Annotated in this window: 14 protein-coding genes and 1 CRISPR repeat array; of the genes, 3 read left to right on the plus strand and 11 right to left on the minus strand. The window is 55.1% G+C overall.

What is annotated here, in order from left to right:
• The first annotated feature begins 42 nt into the window (after window positions 1-42).
• Window positions 43-346: direct repeats of the CRISPR family, unit length 34 nt; unit sequence AGTTTCAATCCACGCGCCCCGTGAGGAGCGCGAC.
• Between the two features lie 180 nt (window positions 347-526).
• Genes cas2 through RE6C_RS24800 form a run of 4 tightly spaced genes read right to left on the minus strand, consistent with a single transcriptional unit; the run spans window position 527 to window position 3,097 of the window.
• Entirely contained in the window at window positions 527-820 is a 294-nt protein-coding gene (gene cas2, locus RE6C_RS24785; RefSeq protein WP_037250080.1) for a CRISPR-associated endonuclease Cas2, read from the minus strand.
• A 50-nt stretch (window positions 821-870) separates the two neighbouring features.
• Window positions 871-1,896 carry a type I-C CRISPR-associated endonuclease Cas1c gene (gene cas1c, locus RE6C_RS24790; RefSeq protein ID WP_008661054.1) on the minus strand — a complete coding sequence of 342 codons (1,026 nt, stop codon included), beginning with the start codon at window positions 1,894-1,896 and terminating at the stop codon, window positions 871-873.
• The gene (gene cas4 / locus RE6C_RS24795) at window positions 1,893-2,573 is read right to left on the minus strand and encodes a CRISPR-associated protein Cas4 (protein WP_008661055.1); all 681 of its coding nucleotides are present in this window, start codon (window positions 2,571-2,573) and stop codon (window positions 1,893-1,895) included. Before cas4 ends, cas1c begins: the two co-directional genes overlap by 4 nt.
• Window positions 2,574-2,602: 29 nt before the next feature.
• Window positions 2,603-3,097, minus strand: coding sequence for a hypothetical protein (locus tag RE6C_RS24800; RefSeq protein WP_008661058.1), 495 nt, complete (start codon window positions 3,095-3,097; stop codon window positions 2,603-2,605).
• Between RE6C_RS24800 and RE6C_RS24805 the strand changes: the two genes are divergently transcribed.
• Window positions 3,096-3,341, plus strand: a complete 246-nt coding sequence (locus RE6C_RS24805; RefSeq protein WP_008661057.1) for a hypothetical protein — start codon at window positions 3,096-3,098, stop codon at window positions 3,339-3,341. The genes RE6C_RS24800 and RE6C_RS24805 overlap by 2 nt on opposite strands.
• A gap of 318 nt (window positions 3,342-3,659) precedes the next feature.
• On the opposite strand, the gene cas7c is transcribed toward RE6C_RS24805, so the two are convergent.
• The 3 genes from cas7c to cas5c are packed head-to-tail and all read right to left on the minus strand — an operon-like array spanning window position 3,660 to window position 7,258.
• Window positions 3,660-4,601: a type I-C CRISPR-associated protein Cas7/Csd2 gene (gene cas7c, locus RE6C_RS24810; RefSeq protein ID WP_008661060.1), complete on the minus strand. Its 942-nt coding sequence runs from the start codon at window positions 4,599-4,601 to the stop codon at window positions 3,660-3,662.
• A gap of 33 nt (window positions 4,602-4,634) precedes the next feature.
• Complete coding sequence (cas8c, locus tag RE6C_RS24815) at window positions 4,635-6,593, minus strand: type I-C CRISPR-associated protein Cas8c/Csd1 (RefSeq protein WP_039963358.1); 1,959 nt, start codon at window positions 6,591-6,593, stop codon at window positions 4,635-4,637.
• On the minus strand, window positions 6,590-7,258 hold the full coding sequence (gene cas5c / locus RE6C_RS24820) for a type I-C CRISPR-associated protein Cas5c (RefSeq protein WP_039963360.1): 669 nt from the start codon (window positions 7,256-7,258) through the stop codon (window positions 6,590-6,592). The genes cas8c and cas5c overlap by 4 nt, the downstream gene beginning before the upstream one ends.
• Before the next feature lie 113 nt (window positions 7,259-7,371).
• On the opposite strand from cas5c, the gene RE6C_RS24825 reads away from it, so the two are divergent.
• Entirely contained in the window at window positions 7,372-7,563 is a 192-nt protein-coding gene (locus RE6C_RS24825; RefSeq protein WP_039963361.1) for a hypothetical protein, read from the plus strand.
• 104 nt (window positions 7,564-7,667) lie between these two features.
• Here the strand turns inward: RE6C_RS24825 and RE6C_RS33100 are convergent, their stop codons facing one another.
• Complete coding sequence (locus RE6C_RS33100; RefSeq protein WP_008661066.1) at window positions 7,668-9,971, minus strand: CRISPR-associated helicase/endonuclease Cas3; 2,304 nt, start codon at window positions 9,969-9,971, stop codon at window positions 7,668-7,670.
• A gap of 1,095 nt (window positions 9,972-11,066) precedes the next feature.
• A complete protein-coding gene (locus RE6C_RS24835; RefSeq protein ID WP_236618505.1) occupies window positions 11,067-15,056 on the minus strand; it encodes a DEAD/DEAH box helicase in 3,990 nt (1,329 codons plus the stop codon).
• A gap of 502 nt (window positions 15,057-15,558) precedes the next feature.
• Between RE6C_RS24835 and RE6C_RS24840 the strand changes: the two genes are divergently transcribed.
• Window positions 15,559-16,275: a HEAT repeat domain-containing protein gene (locus tag RE6C_RS24840; protein ID WP_008661068.1), complete on the plus strand. Its 717-nt coding sequence runs from the start codon at window positions 15,559-15,561 to the stop codon at window positions 16,273-16,275.
• A gap of 78 nt (window positions 16,276-16,353) precedes the next feature.
• Here RE6C_RS24840 and fae read toward each other — a convergent pair whose 3' ends face one another.
• Together fae and RE6C_RS24855 are read right to left on the minus strand one after the other, a co-directional pair.
• Window positions 16,354-16,902 (minus strand): formaldehyde-activating enzyme, encoded by a 549-nt coding sequence (fae, locus tag RE6C_RS24845; protein WP_008661069.1) that lies wholly within the window; start codon window positions 16,900-16,902, stop codon window positions 16,354-16,356.
• A 235-nt stretch (window positions 16,903-17,137) separates the two neighbouring features.
• The coding region (locus RE6C_RS24855) for an SdrD B-like domain-containing protein (protein ID WP_039963365.1) at window positions 17,138-19,628 on the minus strand (2,491 nt) is incomplete at its 5' end.

A 19,628-nucleotide genomic window follows, 5' to 3' on the forward strand; every position in this document is an offset into this window, starting at 1 on the left:
GGAGCGCGACCTACAACTCTCGACCCGATGTGCTGCGAAACCGGTTTCAATCCACGCGCCCCGTGAGGAGCGCGACACTCGATTGGATCTTCGCAAGATCGGGGGACACAGTTTCAATCCACGCGCCCCGTGAGGAGCGCGACAAGCGGTCCGCGAGATTAAGGCGCACGATTGCAAGTTTCAATCCACGCGCCCCGTGAGGAGCGCGACAATGCTGCCTCGAGATTGGCGAGAGCACCCAAGAGTTTCAATCCACGCGCCCCGTGAGGAGCGCGACCTTCCAGACTTGCCATTCTTCTAAACTCCAAACTGAGTTTCAATCCACGCGCCCCGTGAGGAGCGCGACTGCATTGGTCGCGAGAGGCGACCATTGCTACTTGAAATCGTATCAATTCGCGAACCCGAGGGGGAGAGATGCTATGTGACCGTGTCATGTGCCCGTTTGGTGACCAAAACACCGGTTCACCGCGAGAGAAGCGTTGATCGCGAACCCGGCTGGTTTCTTATGCGCGCTTCATGTTCGCGATCATGCCATTAGCGTGCCGCCACTGAGGTCTGTCGAGGGTTTGGTGCCAATGTGTTCGACCCGTTCTCGCCAGTGGTTGCCGAGTCGGTAGAAACGCAGGCTGTCTTCGTTCGGCTCCATGGCCTCAATGAGCCTCGCGCGGCATTCGACCCACTTGGCGTGATCCAGATCCAGCTCGAAAACGCTGTTCTGGACTCGCTGGCCGTAGTCCAGACAGATTTTCGCAATCAGCCGCAAACGCCGTTTGCCCGCGGCACTTGCTGTGCTCACGTCGTACGTCACCAACATTACCATCGCGGTCCCCTTTGTGTCACACGCATTTCATTTGCATCGCCTTTGGGTGTTCACTTCCAGATGAACGCCGGGTATTCATCCAAGTCACCACGCAAGTGTCGGGCGAGCAACCGGGCTTGCAGATGAAGCAGTAGCCCCATGGTGGTTTTCTCACCAAGAAAAGGGTGCTCGATCGTGTCTTGCTTTCGAGTTTGATAGGCGGTCAGAACTGTCTTTCGAGTCTTGTCGTCCATTCGCACCGCACCCGACGAAGTCGTTTCGAATCCCTTCTCGCTGACTTGTTTTCGGTTGATGAGCGAAAACGCCAGGCGATCCGCCAGAACTGGGCGAAACTCCTCCATCAAATCCAATGCGCAACCTGGTCGACCGGGGCGATCTCGATGCAGGAACCCAACTGCTGCGTCGAGCCCACATGCTTCGCAGGCACTGCGAGCGTCGTGGGCCAACATGGCATAGAGAAATGACAACAGTGCATTGATGGGATCCAGCGGCGGGCGGCGCGATCGGCCTTTCATCTGGAATGCATCCACTGATGTCAAATCACCAAAAGATGAAAAGTACTTGGAAGCCGACTCACCTTCATAGCCACGCACCGAGTCCGCGTCGTCTGCTTTGGCGACCCGACGTAATATCGGCGCCAAGTGTTTTGCGGAGAGTTTCAGACGGCTAGAGCGATCTTCGTCTTTGGCGTCGCGAGCCGCTCGCAGTAGCACGCTTCGGCAATTGGCGATCTTGCCTGAAATGCAATTCCGAGCAATCCGGGCCGTCGCTTCTGGATCGTCTGCCGCACGGTACTGTTGGCGTCGTAGCAGCACGTTGCCCGGTGAGAAGCCAACCACGGCGGCGCGGAATCGCCCGTGTGGCGACATCAATGAAATCGACACACCAGCTTCGGCGCACGCTGCCGCCAATTGGGAGCTGAAACCAACACGACCAAAACAAACGACTCCATCCAGGTTGTGCAGTGGCACACGAAGCAGTGTCTTTTTCTCGAAGCGAACTTGGACGGCGGCGCCGTCTTTGGCCAAGTAGCTTCCTTCGGTGGTTACAAACAATGTATTGAGATGGCGTTTCATTCGATCTCGGGGGCGTCTTGAAGGTGAGCGGCGAGTTGGCGGCTCATGAATCGGGCCACGCTACGGTCGCCGCCGGTGGCATCTGGCAAGCAAAGCTCAATCAATGAGCATTTGTCACACGCCTTGGTGCGAACGGCAGCAGGCGTTTTGCGATCTTGAATCATCGTGCGTAGTGCATCGATCGTTTGGATGGTCCGATCGCGAAGTTCGTCATCAAAAGTGACGTTGGTTCGCCGCCGCCGGGTGCCGTAAAACAACGCACCTTCGGTAACCTCGGTGGAACACATCTCCTCCAAGCACAACGCCTGCGCGCACAACTGAACACGGTCACAATCATTCGCTTTGGGTTTGCCGCGTTTATATTCGACGGGGACAATCCTTGCGGCAACCAGCGGGTCGGCAGGATAATGAAATTCAACGATATCGGCTTTGCCAATCAACCCCAGTTCGAGTGAGCGGATTGGCAGTGCTCTTTCAACTCGAACACGATCGCCCTCGCCGCGCGGCCGCGTTTCATGCGTCGGCGTATCGGCTCGTTCATGCAAGAGCAGGCCTTCCATCGTCAGATGATTTTCAGCCCAAACCTGTTCCAGGTGAATCAGTGCGCATTGTCTCGGGCAGAACAGGTAGTGCTGCAGGGCGGAGATTGGCAGCAAGTCATCGTCGTGGTAGGTCATGGTTCACACGCCATGCAGATGGTTGGCTCTTAAAATCGAATGTTGCCAGGGTTCACGTCGGCGATATGGATCCCCATCCAGCGAAACTCGTCCAGTATTTTCTCCACGGCTGGCCAGTTGTCTTCAAAGTCGTCGGACTTCTCTTCACGCCAATCACGCCAGACCTCGGGCGTGTAATCAGGTGGTTTGTCCAAGTACGCCCCGCCAAAATCGAGGCAGAACGGAGGGCGAACGGTACTCATTTCGATCGCAAGCAGTTCATCGTCGTACGAAAGCAGCTGCGGGACCTGGTGTCCACAAACTTCGAATACTTCCAGGTCCCGAAGACGCAGATAGACGCCGACTTCGCGGTCGTAGGCCACCTTTCGAAGGTGAAATTTGACTGCGTATAGACCGGGTTGTCGTGGATTCTTTGCGGTGAAAACAGTACCCTGAGTTCCGGTGCCAAGCGACCTTAGCAGTACCGCTTCGTGTTTTTCGCGGTAGTCTTCAATTTGTTTCTCGTATCCAGCGGGTAAATCCATGATCGCCTCCAATCTTCCTCGTTCAGCCGAAGTGGAATTATGGTTGCATTGCGGTGGGAAGCGATACGAGCTGGGGCAGGTTGGCGGCAACTTTGCGATTCTTGCGAAGAATGAGACACTCGAGGGTGGCGAAGCGATTGTCGAAACCATCATCGATGGGCGATCGGATCGTTTTCCTGTCGAATTCATCCCTGATCCTTCTGGTGAATCTCGACGTCTCCAGTTTGTTCCTGAGCAATCGTGAGACGGTCAGTTCAACAGTTCATCCCGAACGGTCGCGGCTCGGTCAACTTAGGTCGGTTGGCTGACCGCAACGCATCTCATTGAGCCACAATCCGGGACGGCGATCTTTTTTGAATGTCATCACGTCTCATCGGACATCGATGAATATGTGTTGTGTCGTCATGCCGCAGCTCGAGTGTTTTTAAGGAAAGGGGACGCCAACCCCGGTAGCTTCATGGTCGCAAAGGCATTCACCACGATTTTATACCAGCACCAGTGTTGAGCATGAGGCACAGGGGCCTCATGCGCAACTTCCAACTCATCCAGTACCTAGATATCACTACAGCCTTTCGTGGATTTCGATTCCATTTGGCTTCTTCGATTCATCAATCGTAACTGTATAGTCCTCGAAACTACGAGGAACCTCGACGCCGTCCTTCAATTTTATGTCAACGAGGCCAAACAGTTTTCTTGCGGGTGCATTGCCGAGTGGGGAGGCATGTTTGAAAACGATCAATTGACATGCGCTCATTTCACCGCGTGATGCAGAGCGGTCATGATCGAACATTTGCGTTAACGCATTAAAAAACAGCTCAAGATCGTCTTCATTGAATCCTGTCTGTTGCGCCAGGAACGGGCTGATATACCCGTGCATTTCGTAGAGGGCGTAGGGGACAATTTCCTTTCGCCCCATCGTGCGGTTCCCACCATCCTGTTTCACTGACTCTTTCTCTGTGGTGACAGCCATGCGAGTGATTGACTGTTCCAACGCGGCAATTCGATCGACACTCCGAGCGAACGCGAACTGGATGGGGCCACGCACTTGACCGGCATTCACACCGGTGCTCATCACTGCTCCAAACATGCGAACGTCAAAGAAGTTCTGGCACATCCACCGTCTGACACGTTCTTCCTTAGGACTCTCTCCCTCCTTCAATTTTCCTTCTTTTGCCTTCGGGTCGAGTCCAAGCGCGTCGTAGCCGCGTTTGTGCTGGTCGTTAAGAATTGCTTTCTCTTTTACATAGATATCGTACCCGTCTTCCGGGGAGCCATCTTCCTTGCGTTTAGCTAAGGTAATCAGGTTCCGCACTTTGCGTTTGATGCAAACATCGGAGACGAGACCGTGTCCCGTTTCAGGGTCGACTCGTGGTGCGTTTCCAGCGTCAGGATCTCCATTGGGGTTCCCGTTCGTGACATCAAACAGAAGAACAAACTCGTAGCGATTGGCAATCGCGTCTTTTGAGAGGTCCGCTGCTGTAGGTTCGGCTGTTGCTGTACTCATGGAAAATCCTGGACAAATGACGGTGGTTGTTGATTAGGAAATAGTGTTTGCCGGTTCTGGCTCGGGCTGTTCAACCTTCTTCCGACCAAACGCTGGAGGGACGTTGGGATGTTCGTCGTGCCACGCCTGTTTCTCGTCTTTTGACATGCGTAGCCAGTGCCGCATCTGGTGGTACCCGAGGACGAACAACGCTTGCTGCTCTAAGTTGAGGTGCAACGGGATTCCCGAGGCTGATCCGGGATAGACTGACCGGGCAGAAGGTGAGGGCTGTGGATCAAAACGAGTCAGGATCTCGTCTTTGATGCGTTCAAGATAACGGGCAAATCCCCGCTTCTCGTCATCATCACGAACCTTGCGATAGTGGTGTTGACTGTTCTTTAGCAAACGAACGAATACGCTTCTCGGGCTGGCGGAGGCTGCGCTGAAAAAGCGATCGACCACGGATGCATTGATATCGTCGAGTGCGAGCGTTTGGAGCCTCTCTAGGACAGCCATCAGCATCCCACAGGAGTATCCATCGCTCTGGACATTGGGATTCATTTCAAAATCTACCTCCGGGTATTTGGGAATCGGATCGTTGCGGCGTTTTCTGTTTAGAACGGCGCGAAGAATAGCAGCACGTGCGTCGCGCCTCATCGAGTCGGACCAATCGTCACCGCCGGCTTCCGCCTTTGCGCGAACCAACGCCCGCTGCAGAAGTTGGAAGGGGTATTCCGATCCTTGGAATGCGGCACGGACAAACCCGGACTCGACACTGGGCGGGACGGGCTCGCTACGTCCCTCGGCGGCTAGCGACTTGAGTAGCCAAGACATTGGGATTGTCTCGGAAGGCTTGCTTCCTTTTTTGGGTTTGGTGTTTCGACACACTTTTAAATCGTCGAAGTGCATGGCCAAATTTTCGTTGACGACTTCCACCGAAGTTTCAATCCAGTCGCGAATGACGACCCGGCCTTGCGTTCCTGAAAGCGTCAGCGCGTAAAACTCACTCGACTCGTTCAGGGGCACAGGTTTTCCATGCCAAACCGAACGATACGCCTCTTGGACAGTTTCCTCGCTTTCGCCGCCCAATAGCGGGTTAAGCATGTCTAGAACAGACGCGATTTCCTGGGCCGAGTTCTTTGCCCAAAACACGACGATGGTGTTGGCTCCAATCTTGATCTGACGAAGCGGAAGGACGTCATCCAGGTTTTTCGGATCGGGAAAGTTGGGATCGAGCAAACGCGTAAGAGCGGCAGCACTGGCTTCGGCAGCAGTTCGGGAAATAGGAGCGTTGTCGTTGCCAGAGAGTCCGTGCGACAAAAACGCTGAAGCGTTGTGGGACACCAAAGCAACACCACTGGATGTCCCGCCAGGAACGCGTTTAATCAAAGGGAAAAGGGGCACTTCATGCACCGCTTCACCCGAAACTAGGCATTGAAATGGGATTGCATCCGACGCTTCCGGCTCGACCACTTTTCTTGAATCTGCGAAATAGGCAATCACCCTTGGGGCTTCCTGTACCCACTGCGTGCCAATTTTGAATCCAATGAGATCGTTCGATTCAATCGAATCGAAGTTCGCGTGCGTCTTTATAGGCGACGGATCGTCGGCCAAGCGATTCAGAAATTTGGCAACAGCTTGAAGCGGCATGGCGCTACTGCTTTTTGCAGCTTCGTTGACCTGCGCGCGGAACAAGCCGAAGCGTTCCTCGAGTTTTTTCTGCTTTTGCTTAGATTGTGGATCGAGTCCAAAGACGTACTCCGATTTGTCGATCAAGAAAAACGCTTTCGCACCGCTTGTTCTAGTTGGCTGCTTGGGAACCTGCACCCACTTGCCCACGTACACTGGCTTCTTCTTGGTGCCTTCCGCCAAGTTGATACGGTGACTCACGAGATTCACGAACGAGCCATCTTCCGTGAGTACAACCACCCAGGATACTCGCTTGGGTTCGTAGTCTGGCCGCGCCACCAAGCCTTCCTGTTCGGCCAGTTGGGCGAGAGCTTGCAATATCATCGAGCCGCCTCCTGTTTCTTGCCGAGTTGAGAACGGACCTGCGGCATAGATGGCACTTCGATCACCCCTTGATGCATTGTGGCGTGATAGAACAGCGGTCGTCTCGCTGGGCGAGAAAAGTCGATGTCGTAAAGCATCAATCCCAGGTCTCGATCTTCGGCGATTGGTTCACTGCCGTCTTCGGCGGGGGCCACATCGGCGATGCATTCGCGACACCCGAGGTATGGCTGGTGAAAATGCTGCCCCTTTTCTAGTCGCCGCGAGAACATTTCAACAAACTTTTGGGGCTTTTCTCCGGGACCAGCACGTTTGGTCATCTCGAAGGAGGCTTCAATTTCGTACGCAACGTCTCTCAACGCGATCGTATTTCGTTGGGCGCGATCTTCATCGGCAAATTGGTTTGGAGCCCTGCCACCACTGCCAATGATTGACTCGGCCGGCGCGATTTGACGGCGGCTGACTTCGTTGCGGCGAATCGGCATCCAGTGAATCGGGTTGAGAACAGAGATTCGGTGAATTCGCCAAGCAATCGCTGGTTTCCAAAAAACAGCCTCCAAGCAACCACGAGCTGCAGAAGGAGTGATGACTGGGTAAGAGATCCGTTCCACTTTCAGTTCGGGTCTCGTGAAAATGGCTAGTGGACCGGAAATTTTTACGCGAAACATGTGGCGTACCTTGATGGTTGACAGCTGCGGGGGGGCATCCTATACAATCACTCAGTAATGTTCAAGCAAGAGAAACGAATTTGAACGCTAAGCTACACAGAAGGAGTGGTAAAGTGAGTGATGGGATGGTTATTCTCGGTACGGTGTTAATTGTTGGGGTTGTTGCGGTCATTGTCGTGGCGCTGGTGTACGACCGGCCGCTGGGGATCAACGGCTCTAAGGAAGAAATTACGATCAGCACGAAGAACGCGTCAGTCAATTCGATTCCGGTGCCACCATCGCTCGAGGAGGAACTCGAAAAGTAGTCTCGCATCAGTAGGCGAGTGGATTGAAACTGTGTTGCTTGGCGTCATATTCGTGTTCGTCTTGCGAACGGGGCGGGTGGCCAATCCGGCCACCCGCTTCTTTTTCAACATTGCAGGAAGGACATTTCGCCTTCGTCGTAAGTAAGTCCGAACTCATCGCTGTACCAAGATGAGTTGAATAGGTCGGTTGGAATTCCAATCGAACCGAACATCACTTCGATTACGCCCTGTTCAACAAGAATGGATGCTGCATGTTTGGGGACCTGAACGATGTAGGGTTGAAGTGCACGCGAAGTTTCTCGGTTGGGGGATTCTCGGAAGGCTTCCGAGCGTCTTCGCCCTTCACCATGCGAACCGTCTTCATTGAATGGCCATGGGACGACGACCGGAAAGCTCCATCCGTCCTCAATCATTTCGAATAGTGCTGCTACATTGGCAAAATTTAGCGATGCACGCTCTCGTTGAAGGTGATGCTGATCGAGCATCTTTGTTCCGTAAAAGTGCTGAAAGTATTCTCGGCAATGGTCGGGATCGAAAACGTCGAACTCACTACCCTCTAACGCTTTCAAATTCCACATGGTCAGGGAAGCATCCGCGGCATCCTGAAGTGTTTGGCCAGGAGGCTTGGTTTCCGGACGAAATACAATCAGCTTTCCGGCTGGATACCCAGACGCAACAGTACGCTTTCCTTCGCGGTCACATCGTCCTGCTGCTTGAGCAAGGCTGTCAGCACCTGCTAATGCGCGATACACGATCGGCATGTCCAGATCCACACCCGCTTCTATGAGCTGAGTCGTCACCGCCAAACAAGGTTCGCCTTCTTTTACTCGACGGAGGATTTCGTCGACGGCTTGAATCCGATGTTCTGGACACATCTGGGCGGAGAGATGCATCCGGTGGTTTCTCGGTAGCATTTTGGCCAAGTTGGCCGCATCGGCTCGACGGTGAACGATCGCGAGCGATTGTTGGTGACCGTTCGTCTTTAGTTCATTTGCGAGTTCTTCGTAGGTAGTCGGATTCTCGATCCGCCATTCCGTCTGGACGCGACGGGCAGCGGGATGCTTCGCCAAGCCGATTGGATCATCGACAATCTCTCGCACCTCACCAAGGTGCTCCTTGAGTGCTGGAGGAGTCGCGGTTGATAGGACGATCGAAGTCTTGTACCGACTGGACAATTCCCGAATCATGTCTGTGATAGGGATCACGTATTGAGGAGGAATCGTTTGGATTTCGTCGAGTATCACAACGCTGTTCGCGATCCGGTGCAACTTGCGACACTGGGAAGGATGGTCGCTAAATAGCGTCTCGAAGAACTGAACGGACGTCGTGACGATCACAGGAGCGTCCCAGTTTTCAACTGCCTGTTCGCGACGCTTTTCTGCTTCTGGATTGTTTTCCTTCGCCTGTTGGGTATCAATCGCCGAGTGATGCTCAATGATGTTGCAGAGATCCAGACCTTCGTTTGGCTTTGCAAACGCTTTGCGGTAAACGTTCGCGTTCTGCCGAATGATGCTGGTGTATGGAATGACGATGATGACGCGATCTAGCTCATTCTGAATCGCGTGATTCAGAGCGAAACTCATGGCAGAGAAAGTCTTGCCACCGCCGGTTGGCACGGTGAGAGAAAATATCCCTCCCGTAGATGACGCTTTCTTGCGACAGCTATCTAAAACCAAGTCTCGCAGTTCGTTGATCGCCGAACGCGTTGAATGTTTTTCGGCACGGAGACTATCGACATAGCCATCGAAACGATCCCGCAAGACCTTGAGCGACTCGAATTCTGTTCGCGTCTCTTCCGATACCTCAGACTCGCTCGATTTATAGAACCACTGAGTTGCGAGGCGGTCAGCATCTACCAGAGCCGAGAATAGGATTCTCGTAAGAGCATCAATTTGCCGATGCACTGAGTCGCGATCGCTGTTCTCCCGAATCCATTTCGTCAAATCTGGGATGGGAAGATCTATTGTTTCGCGGTCAACATTTGATGAAATATCATTGATGACCTCTCGGTTTCCTATGAGTCTCTCTCGCAAAGGCGAGCGTTTGATGGGGCGCCGTTTTGTATTTTGCGTTTCATTCGTCGTGTGATTCGCAAGGCCGGTATGGTGGCCCGCAATTGCAAACTGTATCGGAATCGTATGTACCGGACTTTTTTCGGCCGCAAGTGCAGCTCCCGCACCGGCGTGCTCGATTTGGACGGCTTCGCCCGCCAACTTTCGTTGAAATTCAGGCCGATACTTTCCCAGATCATGCCAGCGACCAAGAATCTCGCCCCAAGGGCCTAGTTCCGGGGCAATTCGTGTTAGGAACTCACTGCACCGCGATGCAACACGTTCCTCGTGCTTGCACATTGTTTCCCAGCGAGATCGGTCCGGTTCATTTGGCAAGCTGTGGGCGTAGTGGGGCATAGCAGTTGGCGTCGAATCAGAAAGTTTTGGTTCCGATCTCCGTTGTCTTTTAACGCCGTGACACGTTGGGTCACGGCGTTTGGTGATCTGGTTGTGAGGCGGAGCTGGCTGGTGTTGCTGTTCGGGACCAAGCGGGTGTGTTTTGGGGATGGCTGTGTCGGTGGCATTCGATCTCGCACTTCCTTTGGAATGCTCAAAGTTAGCATGCTTGGGATTGCGGATCCAGTCCGTGGAGGGGTGTCCGAATTGGTGTCGATTGCTTATCTGAAGGAGGGGGCAAGATGCGGTTGGTGTGGATACCAGAACATCACGGTTGCTGCGGTCCCGACTCCTTGGCCTTCGCTCGAACTTCCACGTCAGGCGCTTAGGGGCCCACGTGTGTTTGGAAAACGACGAGCAAAATTGCAGGGCGCCTGAAAGCTGGATGGCACCTTTTGGGGCGTTGTTTCAGCGAAGGAAGTCGTGCCGTTTTGAAGTGCCGTGCTCGCTACAACTTGCGAACCTCGACCGTTGCGCGCTGTTGATTGAGTCGCATACCGAATGACAACAATTGGCCAATGAGCGTTCGCCCCGGTTGGCGTCTGATTAACCGCAGTCAAGCACGGTGCGGCTCATTCCATCAACAGCCCGGTTGGCCAATCTTGGCCGGCATTCGTAACTTGGACGGGCATGAGTGCCCATCCTACCTGCGCAAAAACCTTGTTGACGACTGAGTCGACAAGTCGCAACGGAAGCGGGCCGCGAATGGGTTGGCGAAGAGAGGCTTCGCTGGTGGACGGTGGGAGTTGGTGGCGGGGAGGCTGAGAGGCGGGGCGGTGATTGAAAAAGTGAAATTGTAAATTGTAAAGTTCAAATTGTGCGGGCTTTCTGGGGGAGGGGAACACGCGTCACTTCTCATTCCCGGCTCTTACCCTCGCGTACGGCTGAACGGCGTCGCTCGAGCTCTCCCCCAACTTCGTTTTGGGAGAGGTGCGACATTTGAAAATCTGCCGAAATGCGGTGTCAGAAAACTGCACGACCTCGATGCTGGGAAAGAGGTGGCGGATTGATTCGAGCCAGGTTGGCAGGAGGCTTTCGGCAACCGGCGTTCTCTCTCTACAGAATCAACTTCATGAGTTCTTCGGCGGAGAGTTTCGCGGATGATTCGGTGCCTTCGAGCAGGCTGTCGGCGAGGTCGCGTTTGCTCTCGTGGAGTTGCAGGATTCGTTCTTCAATGGTCCCTGTGGTGATGAATCGGTACACCGTGACGGGCCGCTGTTGTCCCATGCGGTGGGCGCGGTCGGACGCTTGGTCTTCCACGGCGGGATTCCACCACGGGTCCATGTGGATCACATAGTCGGCTGCCGTCAGGTTCAGCCCCACGCCTCCGGCTTTCAAGCTGATCAAGAACACGTCGCCTTCGCCGTCCTGGAAGGCATCCACGCTGGTCTTGCGTTTCTTCGCCGGCGTGCTGCCGTCCAGGTACTGATATGAAATCTTTCGCTCATCGAGCCGGTCGCGCAAAAGTTGCAGGTGGCCGACGAACTGGCTGAACACCAACACCTTGTGACCGCCCGCGATCAGATCCGTCACTGTTTCGGTAAAGCGTTCCAGTTTTGCCGCTTCCAAGCCAGCGTTGGGGTCGACCAAATCGGGATGACAACAGAACCGGCGCAGACGCATCAATTCCGCCAGGATCTTGATGTGCATGGGGCGGTCGTCGTCACTGTCCTCCAAGTTTTGGAGTGCCTTTTGACGAATGGCTTCGTACATCGCGGCTTCGTTTTCACCCAATTCGATCGGCACGGTGATTTCGGTTCGCGGTGGTAGTTCATCCAAAACTTGTGACTTCGTCCGTCGCAGAATGAACGGTGCGATCAATTGCTTGAGTTGGCGTTGGACGTCGCGGCGATGATCGCGTTCGATCGGAATTGCAAAGCGTTCTTGAAACGACTCGGAGGAACCGAGCAGTCCTGGGTTGATGAATTGAAACAGGTTCCACAGTTCACCCAAATGGTTTTCCATGGGCGTGCCGGTGAGCACGATTCGGAAATCCGCTTCAAGTCCCATTGCCGCTTCGCTGCGTTTGGTCTCTGCGTTCTTGATCGCTTGGGCTTCATCGAGAACCAGCGTCTGCCAACGTCGGGATTGTAATTTTTGGGCTTCGTTGGCCAGCAAACCGTAGCTGCAGATCAGCAGGTCTCGTTTTCCCAAGGACTCAACAACCGTTTCGCGATCCGCTTCACTGAACAGGATCGGACGAAGTGAGGGGGCAAAGCGTGCGATTTCGGAAACCCAGTTGGCGGCCACCGAAGTCGGCGCGACCACCAGTGCCGGACCTGACTTGCCGCGGTTGAGTAGAACCGCGAGACACTGCAGCGTTTTCCCCAATCCCATGTCATCGGCCAGGCAGGCACCTGCGCCCAGGTGAGCCAATCGGGACATCCATTTGAAGCCGTCAACTTGGTAATCACGTAGTTCGGCGTTCAGCGTTTTGGGCACTTTCGGCCGGACTCGGTCGGCCGATTCGATTCGCTTGATCTGGGATTTCCATTGTTGGTCGGCGGTCAGGTCCGCGTTGCCAGTCAGTTCGGCGATCGCGGTGGTGCGAATGGTGGGAAACCGCACTTCGTTTTGGCGGCGATCCGTGTACGCGGCCATCGTTTCCAGCCGCTTGCGAAAGTGTTCGGTCAACGCCACAAATCGCCCATCGTTGAGCTGCACAAATCGGGACGTGCTGGTGCTAGCCATCTCCAGCAGGTCCATCATCTCGATGGCCAATTTGCTATCGACATGCAGTTGCCCCGAAGCGGCGAACCAGTCTTGTCCCCCATTGATCTTGATCTTCCAGTCCGACTCATCCGCGGACCCAGCGATTTGAAAGGATTGCCCCTTGGGCCAGTGCAATGTCAAACGTGATTCTTCGACCAGCGATTCCAGTTCCAGCAGCGCTTCGAGAGCCTCCGCTGCGGTGGGCAGATCGATGACATCGGCACCGGCTTGCTCACCCAAGAAGTCACAATCGTTTTGCACCGCACGAAGGTGTTCTGATTCCGCCTCCAGATCCCGGCGAGTTGATCGCATCTGACCGTCAATCTTGGTGACGACCGTTCGACTGCCTTGACCCGGAACGAAGAAACCGCCACTGTCGCCAAAGGGGCGAGTGAAGAACGCGATTTGCAGACCTTGATCGTAAGGTGTCAAGTGAGCGTGGATGGCGTTGTCGGCGACGACTTGTTCCGCACCCTCGGCAGCGACTTCGATCTCCGAATGCAACGGCGCGATCGGTGCCAGTGGCCGCACCGCGTCGAGCAGCTGATCGACGGCGGAATCGGGCACCGTTAAACCGTCGGACAACATGGATGCCAGTTTCAACTGCGCGTCGCTGAACTGAACAATCGAAAACTTCGACGTGCTTTCGCGATGGACCAGCAAATGACAGTCACGGGATGTTGGTCGAGGTGACAAGGAAATCGTTGCGCCACCCTCGGACGATTGCTCGACCACCAAACGAGCCTGACCCTTTTCAATTTCAATTGGCGATCGGGAGTCGTCGTCCATGAACAGACAGGGGTGATCGACCAGGGCATCGACCAACAATGCGGTTTCAAAGTAGTAGCGATATTCGGTGTACCCGTAGCGGTCACGTGAAGTGTCGCAACGGAGCGAGCTGCAAATCTTTCGATCCGCTGGCTTCAAGAAATCGAACTCGGTGAGTCGACTCGGGTCATAGATTCGCTCCAAAGCAATGGGGCGACCTTTGGACCAGCCCTTTTTGCCATAGCTTTGGTGTACTGGCCGACAATCGAGGTGATGGCCATTGGCAGCAATGGTCACCAACCATGCCAAACGGTCGCTCTCCTGCGGCGTTGCGGGGCCTGTCTGCTTCGCGGGGGAAGACGCGGGCTGGTAGCTCGCCGCAAAAGCTTGCAAGGCGCCGAGCTGCTTTTTCCAGATGGGTGTTCGCTCGAACTGGCCGGCCATCGGTGATGTGCCGGTGGCGTTGTATAGTTTCTCGATCGTTTTCTTCGTCGACTGATTTGGTTTGAGCTCGTTGGCGAGGGTCATCGCTTCGGCAGCCAGCCAATCCAGTCCCGAGGTGCGATACAACTTGCTGACTTTGGCAAGGTTTTTCAGTTCACTGGCTGCATTTTCGGCGTTGGAACAAATTTCACGCACATAACCGCTGAGCAACGTTGCCAAGGGGCGAGATGCATCATCGGTCCAACTGACTTGGATGTGTTGGATCAGTCCCGGGTCTTTTAAGAAGTCGCAGCCGCTTAAGACGGCATCACATCCCAGCAGCAGATCCTGATCCAATTTCTTGATGCGTCGCTGGATGATTTTTTCGGCCGTCGCGGTCGCCTGAGGATCGGACTGCCTGAGCAATAGCAGCGCGTAATACAGTCCGGCGAAGGTTTGGCATGCCGTCGAGGACGAGCTTTTTCCAAGCGATGCAGCTGGCATTGCGGTGGCAAATTGTTGGATCGCTTGATCTCGGTCACCTTGCAGAAGGCAGACCAGCCCGAGAATTTCGGGGCGTTGCTTTTTCAGCAGCTCCGCCAACGGTTGCAACGTCGAGCAGCGACCTGCGGCAAACAATAAATCGGTGCCCACGGAAACGGCGACTTCGTCGTCGGGAGAAGAACGTTTCAACCAAGCTTCGACATGATCCATCATCCCCGTCGAGCCATTCGCCGTGTGCAACAGGGACGGTCCGAAGACCGGCCAGTAGGCGTCTTGAAGTTCGATAGGCAGGCCTTCGTAGACGGTTTCGTCAAAGGGAGTTAGCAGGCCCAGTGTTCGTGTTTGGATCGCCTCATCAGTGACAAGCTCGAAATAGCTTTCCACATCGCCTTGATAGAAAGCCAGCCGTTGATTCTTCTGTTTTTCTGACTGGTAAGTTTGTCTCCACCGGAATCGGTGGTGAGTCGCAAATGTGTTCACGGTGACCAGCAGTTCCGAGAACGTTCCCTCGTGGATGGATGATCTCAGTACCGCGTCGGCCACGGACGGCAGAATGTGGAACCGCAGGTTGGATTGGGACTGAATGTAACAGGTGTCTTGCAACCGTTTCAGCACCGGTTTGAGGATTGTCTGGGTCACTTTGGGGGGCGTCGGTTTCCCGGTTTGGCTCAAGCAAGGTAACGCGTGCCGCACCATTTTCGTTAGATCCGGCAGGTCGACGGTGTCAAAGGCGATGGCAAGAAGCTGACACGACAACTGCTCCAGTCCCCCGAGGGATTCAAATTTTGTTTTCAGACCGTGGGATGACAAAGGCAGGGCTCCACTTCAATCTAGTATCGGGTCGGGAAGGAGTTGTCAGGTGCCTCTCGCAAGAGCGGCCCAACGATGGGGAAACAGAGATCGAGAATCGAAACTTCGAATCGCAGGCGATATCTTCGAAGGGAAAAGGATAGCGTTCCCGCCGGACGGTGCCTAACCGACGCTGGTTCCACCTCTTTCCTGTTTCAACCTCTTTTGGGGACAGGATCTATCACTGAGAAACACACCCGTGAAACATGGCGGGAATGAATTGGGGTTTTTCTCATCCGCTTGCTTTTGTTACGTCGAAGGTTGAATTGTTCAATGAATCTTCCCGTCTCGGATGAACCGCATGGCGAGTCGCCTTTTCCAGTCGATCGTTCCGTTGATGCCTGTCGTCGTGTTGGCACCCGTTTTGGTGCTGTCCGGGGGCTGTCACGATGGTCCCATGTACGCACTCAAGCATGCCAATCCGTACTTCACAATGCGGCAGTGGAAGGCGGACGAGGCGATCGGTGTGACGGATCACAAACGTCGCGAAGAATTGCAGACGCTGGCGAATTCGATGTACGGCATGCCTGCCGAGCGTCAACAAACCTGGACGCCGCACCTGGAACAGATCTACGAAAACGATCCGAGCGCGGAGATGCGTCGATTGGCAATCTTGGCCGCGGGACGTTCCAAAGACGCGACCACTATCGATTTGGTCGCGAAAGGTTTGAAAGACGACAACCTGAAGGTTCGCATGGAAGCGTGTCGCGCTTTGGGTGAGCGTTCCGAAGAAAGAGCGGCTCAATTGCTGGCTTCGATCGCCGGTGAATCGCAAGACCAAGATGTCCGTCACGCGGCAATCGCCGCTCTGGGCAAACACCCCGGCGAGATCTCAACCAATTCGCTCAAACTCGCTCTTCAAGACCGGGATCCTGCCACGCAGGACTTGGTGATCGAAACGCTTCGCGAGAGCACCGGAAAAGACTTGGGCAACGACCCTGCGGAATGGATCGCCGCCCTGAACGGTCAGTCGAGTGAAGAACCTGCCAGCGGATCGATGTTCCGGTAACAAGCCGGACGAGAGACTTCGGACGCTCGTTGGGTTCTTCGATCGGACGGTGCCAATCGGAGACAGGTCCACCACGAATCAGATTTTGCCGTCGAGACCCATCTGGTAATACTTGTGGGTGATCTTGTCTTGGTTCTCTAGCAACCAATCGATCGATGGCTCGTTGTTCATCGCTTTGTGGATTGCCTGCGTCATCGCTTTGCGATGGATGTCGAACAAGGCTTTGTGGTCCAAGTTGTCGTCGTCGATGACACCGGGGTTCAACCACACGCTGCAGATGATGCCGAGGTCGTTGGCTTTTTCCTTGGGGATGTCGCCGGCACGAACCGCATCCAAGACGCCATTGGCGATCGCGGCTTGAACGGTGCCCATCAGGATGTTGGTGTAGCGGCTGCTTTTGACCGTTACTTTGCTGACGCACAACGTCACCGGGCGGACTTGGATGTCCGTGTTCAGAATCGCGAAGACTTTGGAGTGACCCATCGATTGGTCGCCCGTCAGCGTGGCTAGGGCGGTGCCAACGGGGCCGTCGAGTTCGCCGATGACGACCTCGGGTTCTGCGGCGGTGAAAGGCGGGCCACCGGCGACGAGAGATTCACCAGTGCGAAGGATGATGCGATCCGACATTCAATCAGCTCAATCATGGAGGAGGAGTGGGACTTCATTCAAAGTCACGTTCAAACGGACCGCAGGGTAAGCGAATCCGTGCTCCTGTTCCAGGCAATGAAGGCCGCGGTTGGAGCGACCATCAAACGCCAATTTGGTTTGCTGACCGTAGGATGGACTTCCGAGTCCGTCACAAGTAGCGGGCACCGACGGACTTGGAAGTCCATCGTACGGTTTGGCCGGATGGTTTCAGCGATCAGCCGGCGTTGGTGTAGTAGCCGGGGTCATCTTTGTTGTCGCCATCGAAGTCGCCGACGATCGGTTGCGAATCGGCTGACTCTCGCATCACGACAATGCGTTTGTCATTGGCCGTCAGCTTGCGGTCTCCATCGCTGTCGATGATCCACACGTCACCTCGGACCACGCCGATTTCATCGATCCCGTCGCCATCGAAGTCACCGACGATGGGTTCGTCACCGGGGCGACCAAAATCGTGAGGTTTGGTTTTGCCAGTCCAACGACCATCGGCATCATCATCCAGCAACCATTGGCCGCCGCGGAAGACACCGATTTGGTCGATGCCATCGCCGTTCCAATCGCCCGCGATGGGCGTGTCGACTTGTTCGCCATACTGGAAGACGTGGTCCACAGCATCCGCCAGCAACCCGCCGTCTTCACCACGCATCAACATGCGTTGTTGGTCTTCGTTGGCGGTCGTTTCGCGTGGCACCAATTGCTCGCGTGTCAGACCGCGTCGGCGAATGTTGGCTGGGTCGGGTAAACCGGGGTCACGTCGGATGCGAGCCCAATCGTTTTCCCAACGGCGTCCAAAAATTCCGACGTCGTCTTTGCCGTCTCCGTCCCAGTCACCCACCACGGGGCGATCCAGTTCGGTCCCCAGGCGGACCCACATGTCACCAGCGTCCCAGGTGCCGTTTCCGTTGAGGTCGACGAACCATTGTCCGCCGATAAATAGCACGGCTTCGTCGACGCCATCGCCATTGAAGTCGCCCGTGAGCGCCGTGGCGTCAGGGTGTCCCATTTGAATGTGTGAACCCGTTTCAGGTTGCGATGCCAACGTTCGAACGGTGGGTGTTTGGATGTGCCAAAGCCCCGCCATCAAATCATTTCGCAACAAGGAACTGGGCAGCTTGCCTTTTCGATCGCCTTCTTCATTGCCGTCGCCATCGAGACCCAAACGATAGTTGGCGGGGCGAATCAGATCACCGTCATCTGAGAACTCATCCGCTTGCACGATTGCCGAATCGACACCGTCGCCGCGAGGGAAGCCACCGTTGATCACACTGAGGTGCCAACTGACTTGCCATTCATCGGCGAAGAAGAATTGCTGGTTGGGATCCAAGTGGATTCCAAATGCCATTGGCCGGATCGGAGTTTCGAACGTCTCGATCGGTGCCAACGGCCGAGTGATCGGATCCTCGGTTGGATATTCTGGCGGCGGGAAGACTGGTGGGTCTTCGATCGCAATTTCGCTGAAGTTGTTGTTGGCACTGGTTTGGCCCGCACCGACGAACAGTTGCAAGATTGCATCGAACTTTGGATCGGTCGATGCATCGGCCATCAAGTTTTGAACGGACGTTGGGAACGTCAGCGTTCCTTCACCACTGTCGGACACAAAGTCAGCAACGTTGATGGCCAGACCGCCAAGTGTTCCGGGGGTGTCGAGCGAATCGATGAAGCCGGCAGGTTGGACTTGGTAGACCGAGTAAACCGTTTCAGGACGCAAGCCGCTGAAGACGTAGTAACCGTTTTCGTCGGTGGTGACGCGAATGGTTTCGGTTCCATACGTTCCCGCCAAGGCTCCAGTCGAGCTGTCGATGGGATTGCCCAACACGTTTCGCAGTTCGAGTGTGACGCCAGCCAAACGATTGTCGTCATCGGTCAGTTCGCCATCGCGATACTCTCGCAAATCTTCCGGGCTGGGAGCTTCTCGAAGCACCAGGTTTTCGCCGTCTTGGAAGACGTATCCGGTGATCGTTGCGGGTGGCAATTCTGGGAAGTCATAACCGATCGCGTTGATTCCACCGGGGATGGTGATCTCGCCGATCACATCGCTGCGAAGGATACGACCACCAAAGTCGCCGACAACTTGGCCACCTTGGAAGTAGCCATCGGGTTGTGATTCATGCACCGAGTAGGTTCCCGGTGGCAACGAATCAAACGTGTAGCGACCTTCGTTGTCGGTTTGCGTTGTTGCGATGACTTGATCGGTTTCGTCACGCAACTCAATGATCACGTTGGACAGCGGAGTTTCGCCGTCGTCGAAGACGCTGTTGCGAACCGTGTCAGCCCAAACCATGCCCGAGATCGTGCTGGGCAAGACTTCGCAGAAGTCGTAATCGGTCAGCGTCTGGCCCCAACCAATCGGGATCGTCGAGATCACATCGTCGACGCTGTCGTCGCCGCCCGCGCTGCCGGCCATTTGGCTGCCTTGGTAGTAGCCATCGGGCTGCGTTTCGCGAACGGTGTAAGAACCGGCTTGCAGGTTTCCAAAGTGATACGAACCATCTGCGCTGGTCGTGGTCGTCGCGACCAATTCATCAGCCGAGTTGAACAACTCGATCAGAACGCCGCCCAAGCCGGGTTCGTCGTTGTCTTGGAAGCAGTCGGCGTCTTTGTCGACGTAGACAACGCCTGACAACTCCGATGGCAAAAGCTCACAGAAGTCGTAGTCGGTGAGCGTTTCGCCCCAGCCGATGTCGATGGTCGAAATCACATCGGCGACG

This window comes from Rhodopirellula europaea 6C, assembly GCF_000338295.1.
Classification (GTDB): Bacteria; Planctomycetota; Planctomycetia; order Pirellulales; family Pirellulaceae; genus Rhodopirellula; species Rhodopirellula europaea.

Coding starts and splice junctions, on each gene's coding strand:
- cas2 (WP_037250080.1), bottom strand. CDS start 820: ATGGTAATGTTGGTGACGTACGACGTGAGCACAGCAAGTGCCGCGGGC.
- cas1c (WP_008661054.1), bottom strand. CDS start 1,896: ATGAAACGCCATCTCAATACATTGTTTGTAACCACCGAAGGAAGCTAC.
- cas4 (WP_008661055.1), bottom strand. CDS start 2,573: ATGACCTACCACGACGATGACTTGCTGCCAATCTCCGCCCTGCAGCAC.
- RE6C_RS24805 (WP_008661057.1), top strand. CDS start 3,096: ATGATCGCCTCCAATCTTCCTCGTTCAGCCGAAGTGGAATTATGGTTG.
- RE6C_RS24800 (WP_008661058.1), bottom strand. CDS start 3,097: ATGGATTTACCCGCTGGATACGAGAAACAAATTGAAGACTACCGCGAA.
- cas7c (WP_008661060.1), bottom strand. CDS start 4,601: ATGAGTACAGCAACAGCCGAACCTACAGCAGCGGACCTCTCAAAAGAC.
- cas8c (WP_039963358.1), bottom strand. CDS start 6,593: ATGATATTGCAAGCTCTCGCCCAACTGGCCGAACAGGAAGGCTTGGTG.
- cas5c (WP_039963360.1), bottom strand. CDS start 7,258: ATGTTTCGCGTAAAAATTTCCGGTCCACTAGCCATTTTCACGAGACCC.
- RE6C_RS33100 (WP_008661066.1), bottom strand. CDS start 9,971: ATGCCCCACTACGCCCACAGCTTGCCAAATGAACCGGACCGATCTCGC.
- RE6C_RS24840 (WP_008661068.1), top strand. CDS start 15,559: ATGAACCGCATGGCGAGTCGCCTTTTCCAGTCGATCGTTCCGTTGATG.
- fae (WP_008661069.1), bottom strand. CDS start 16,902: ATGTCGGATCGCATCATCCTTCGCACTGGTGAATCTCTCGTCGCCGGT.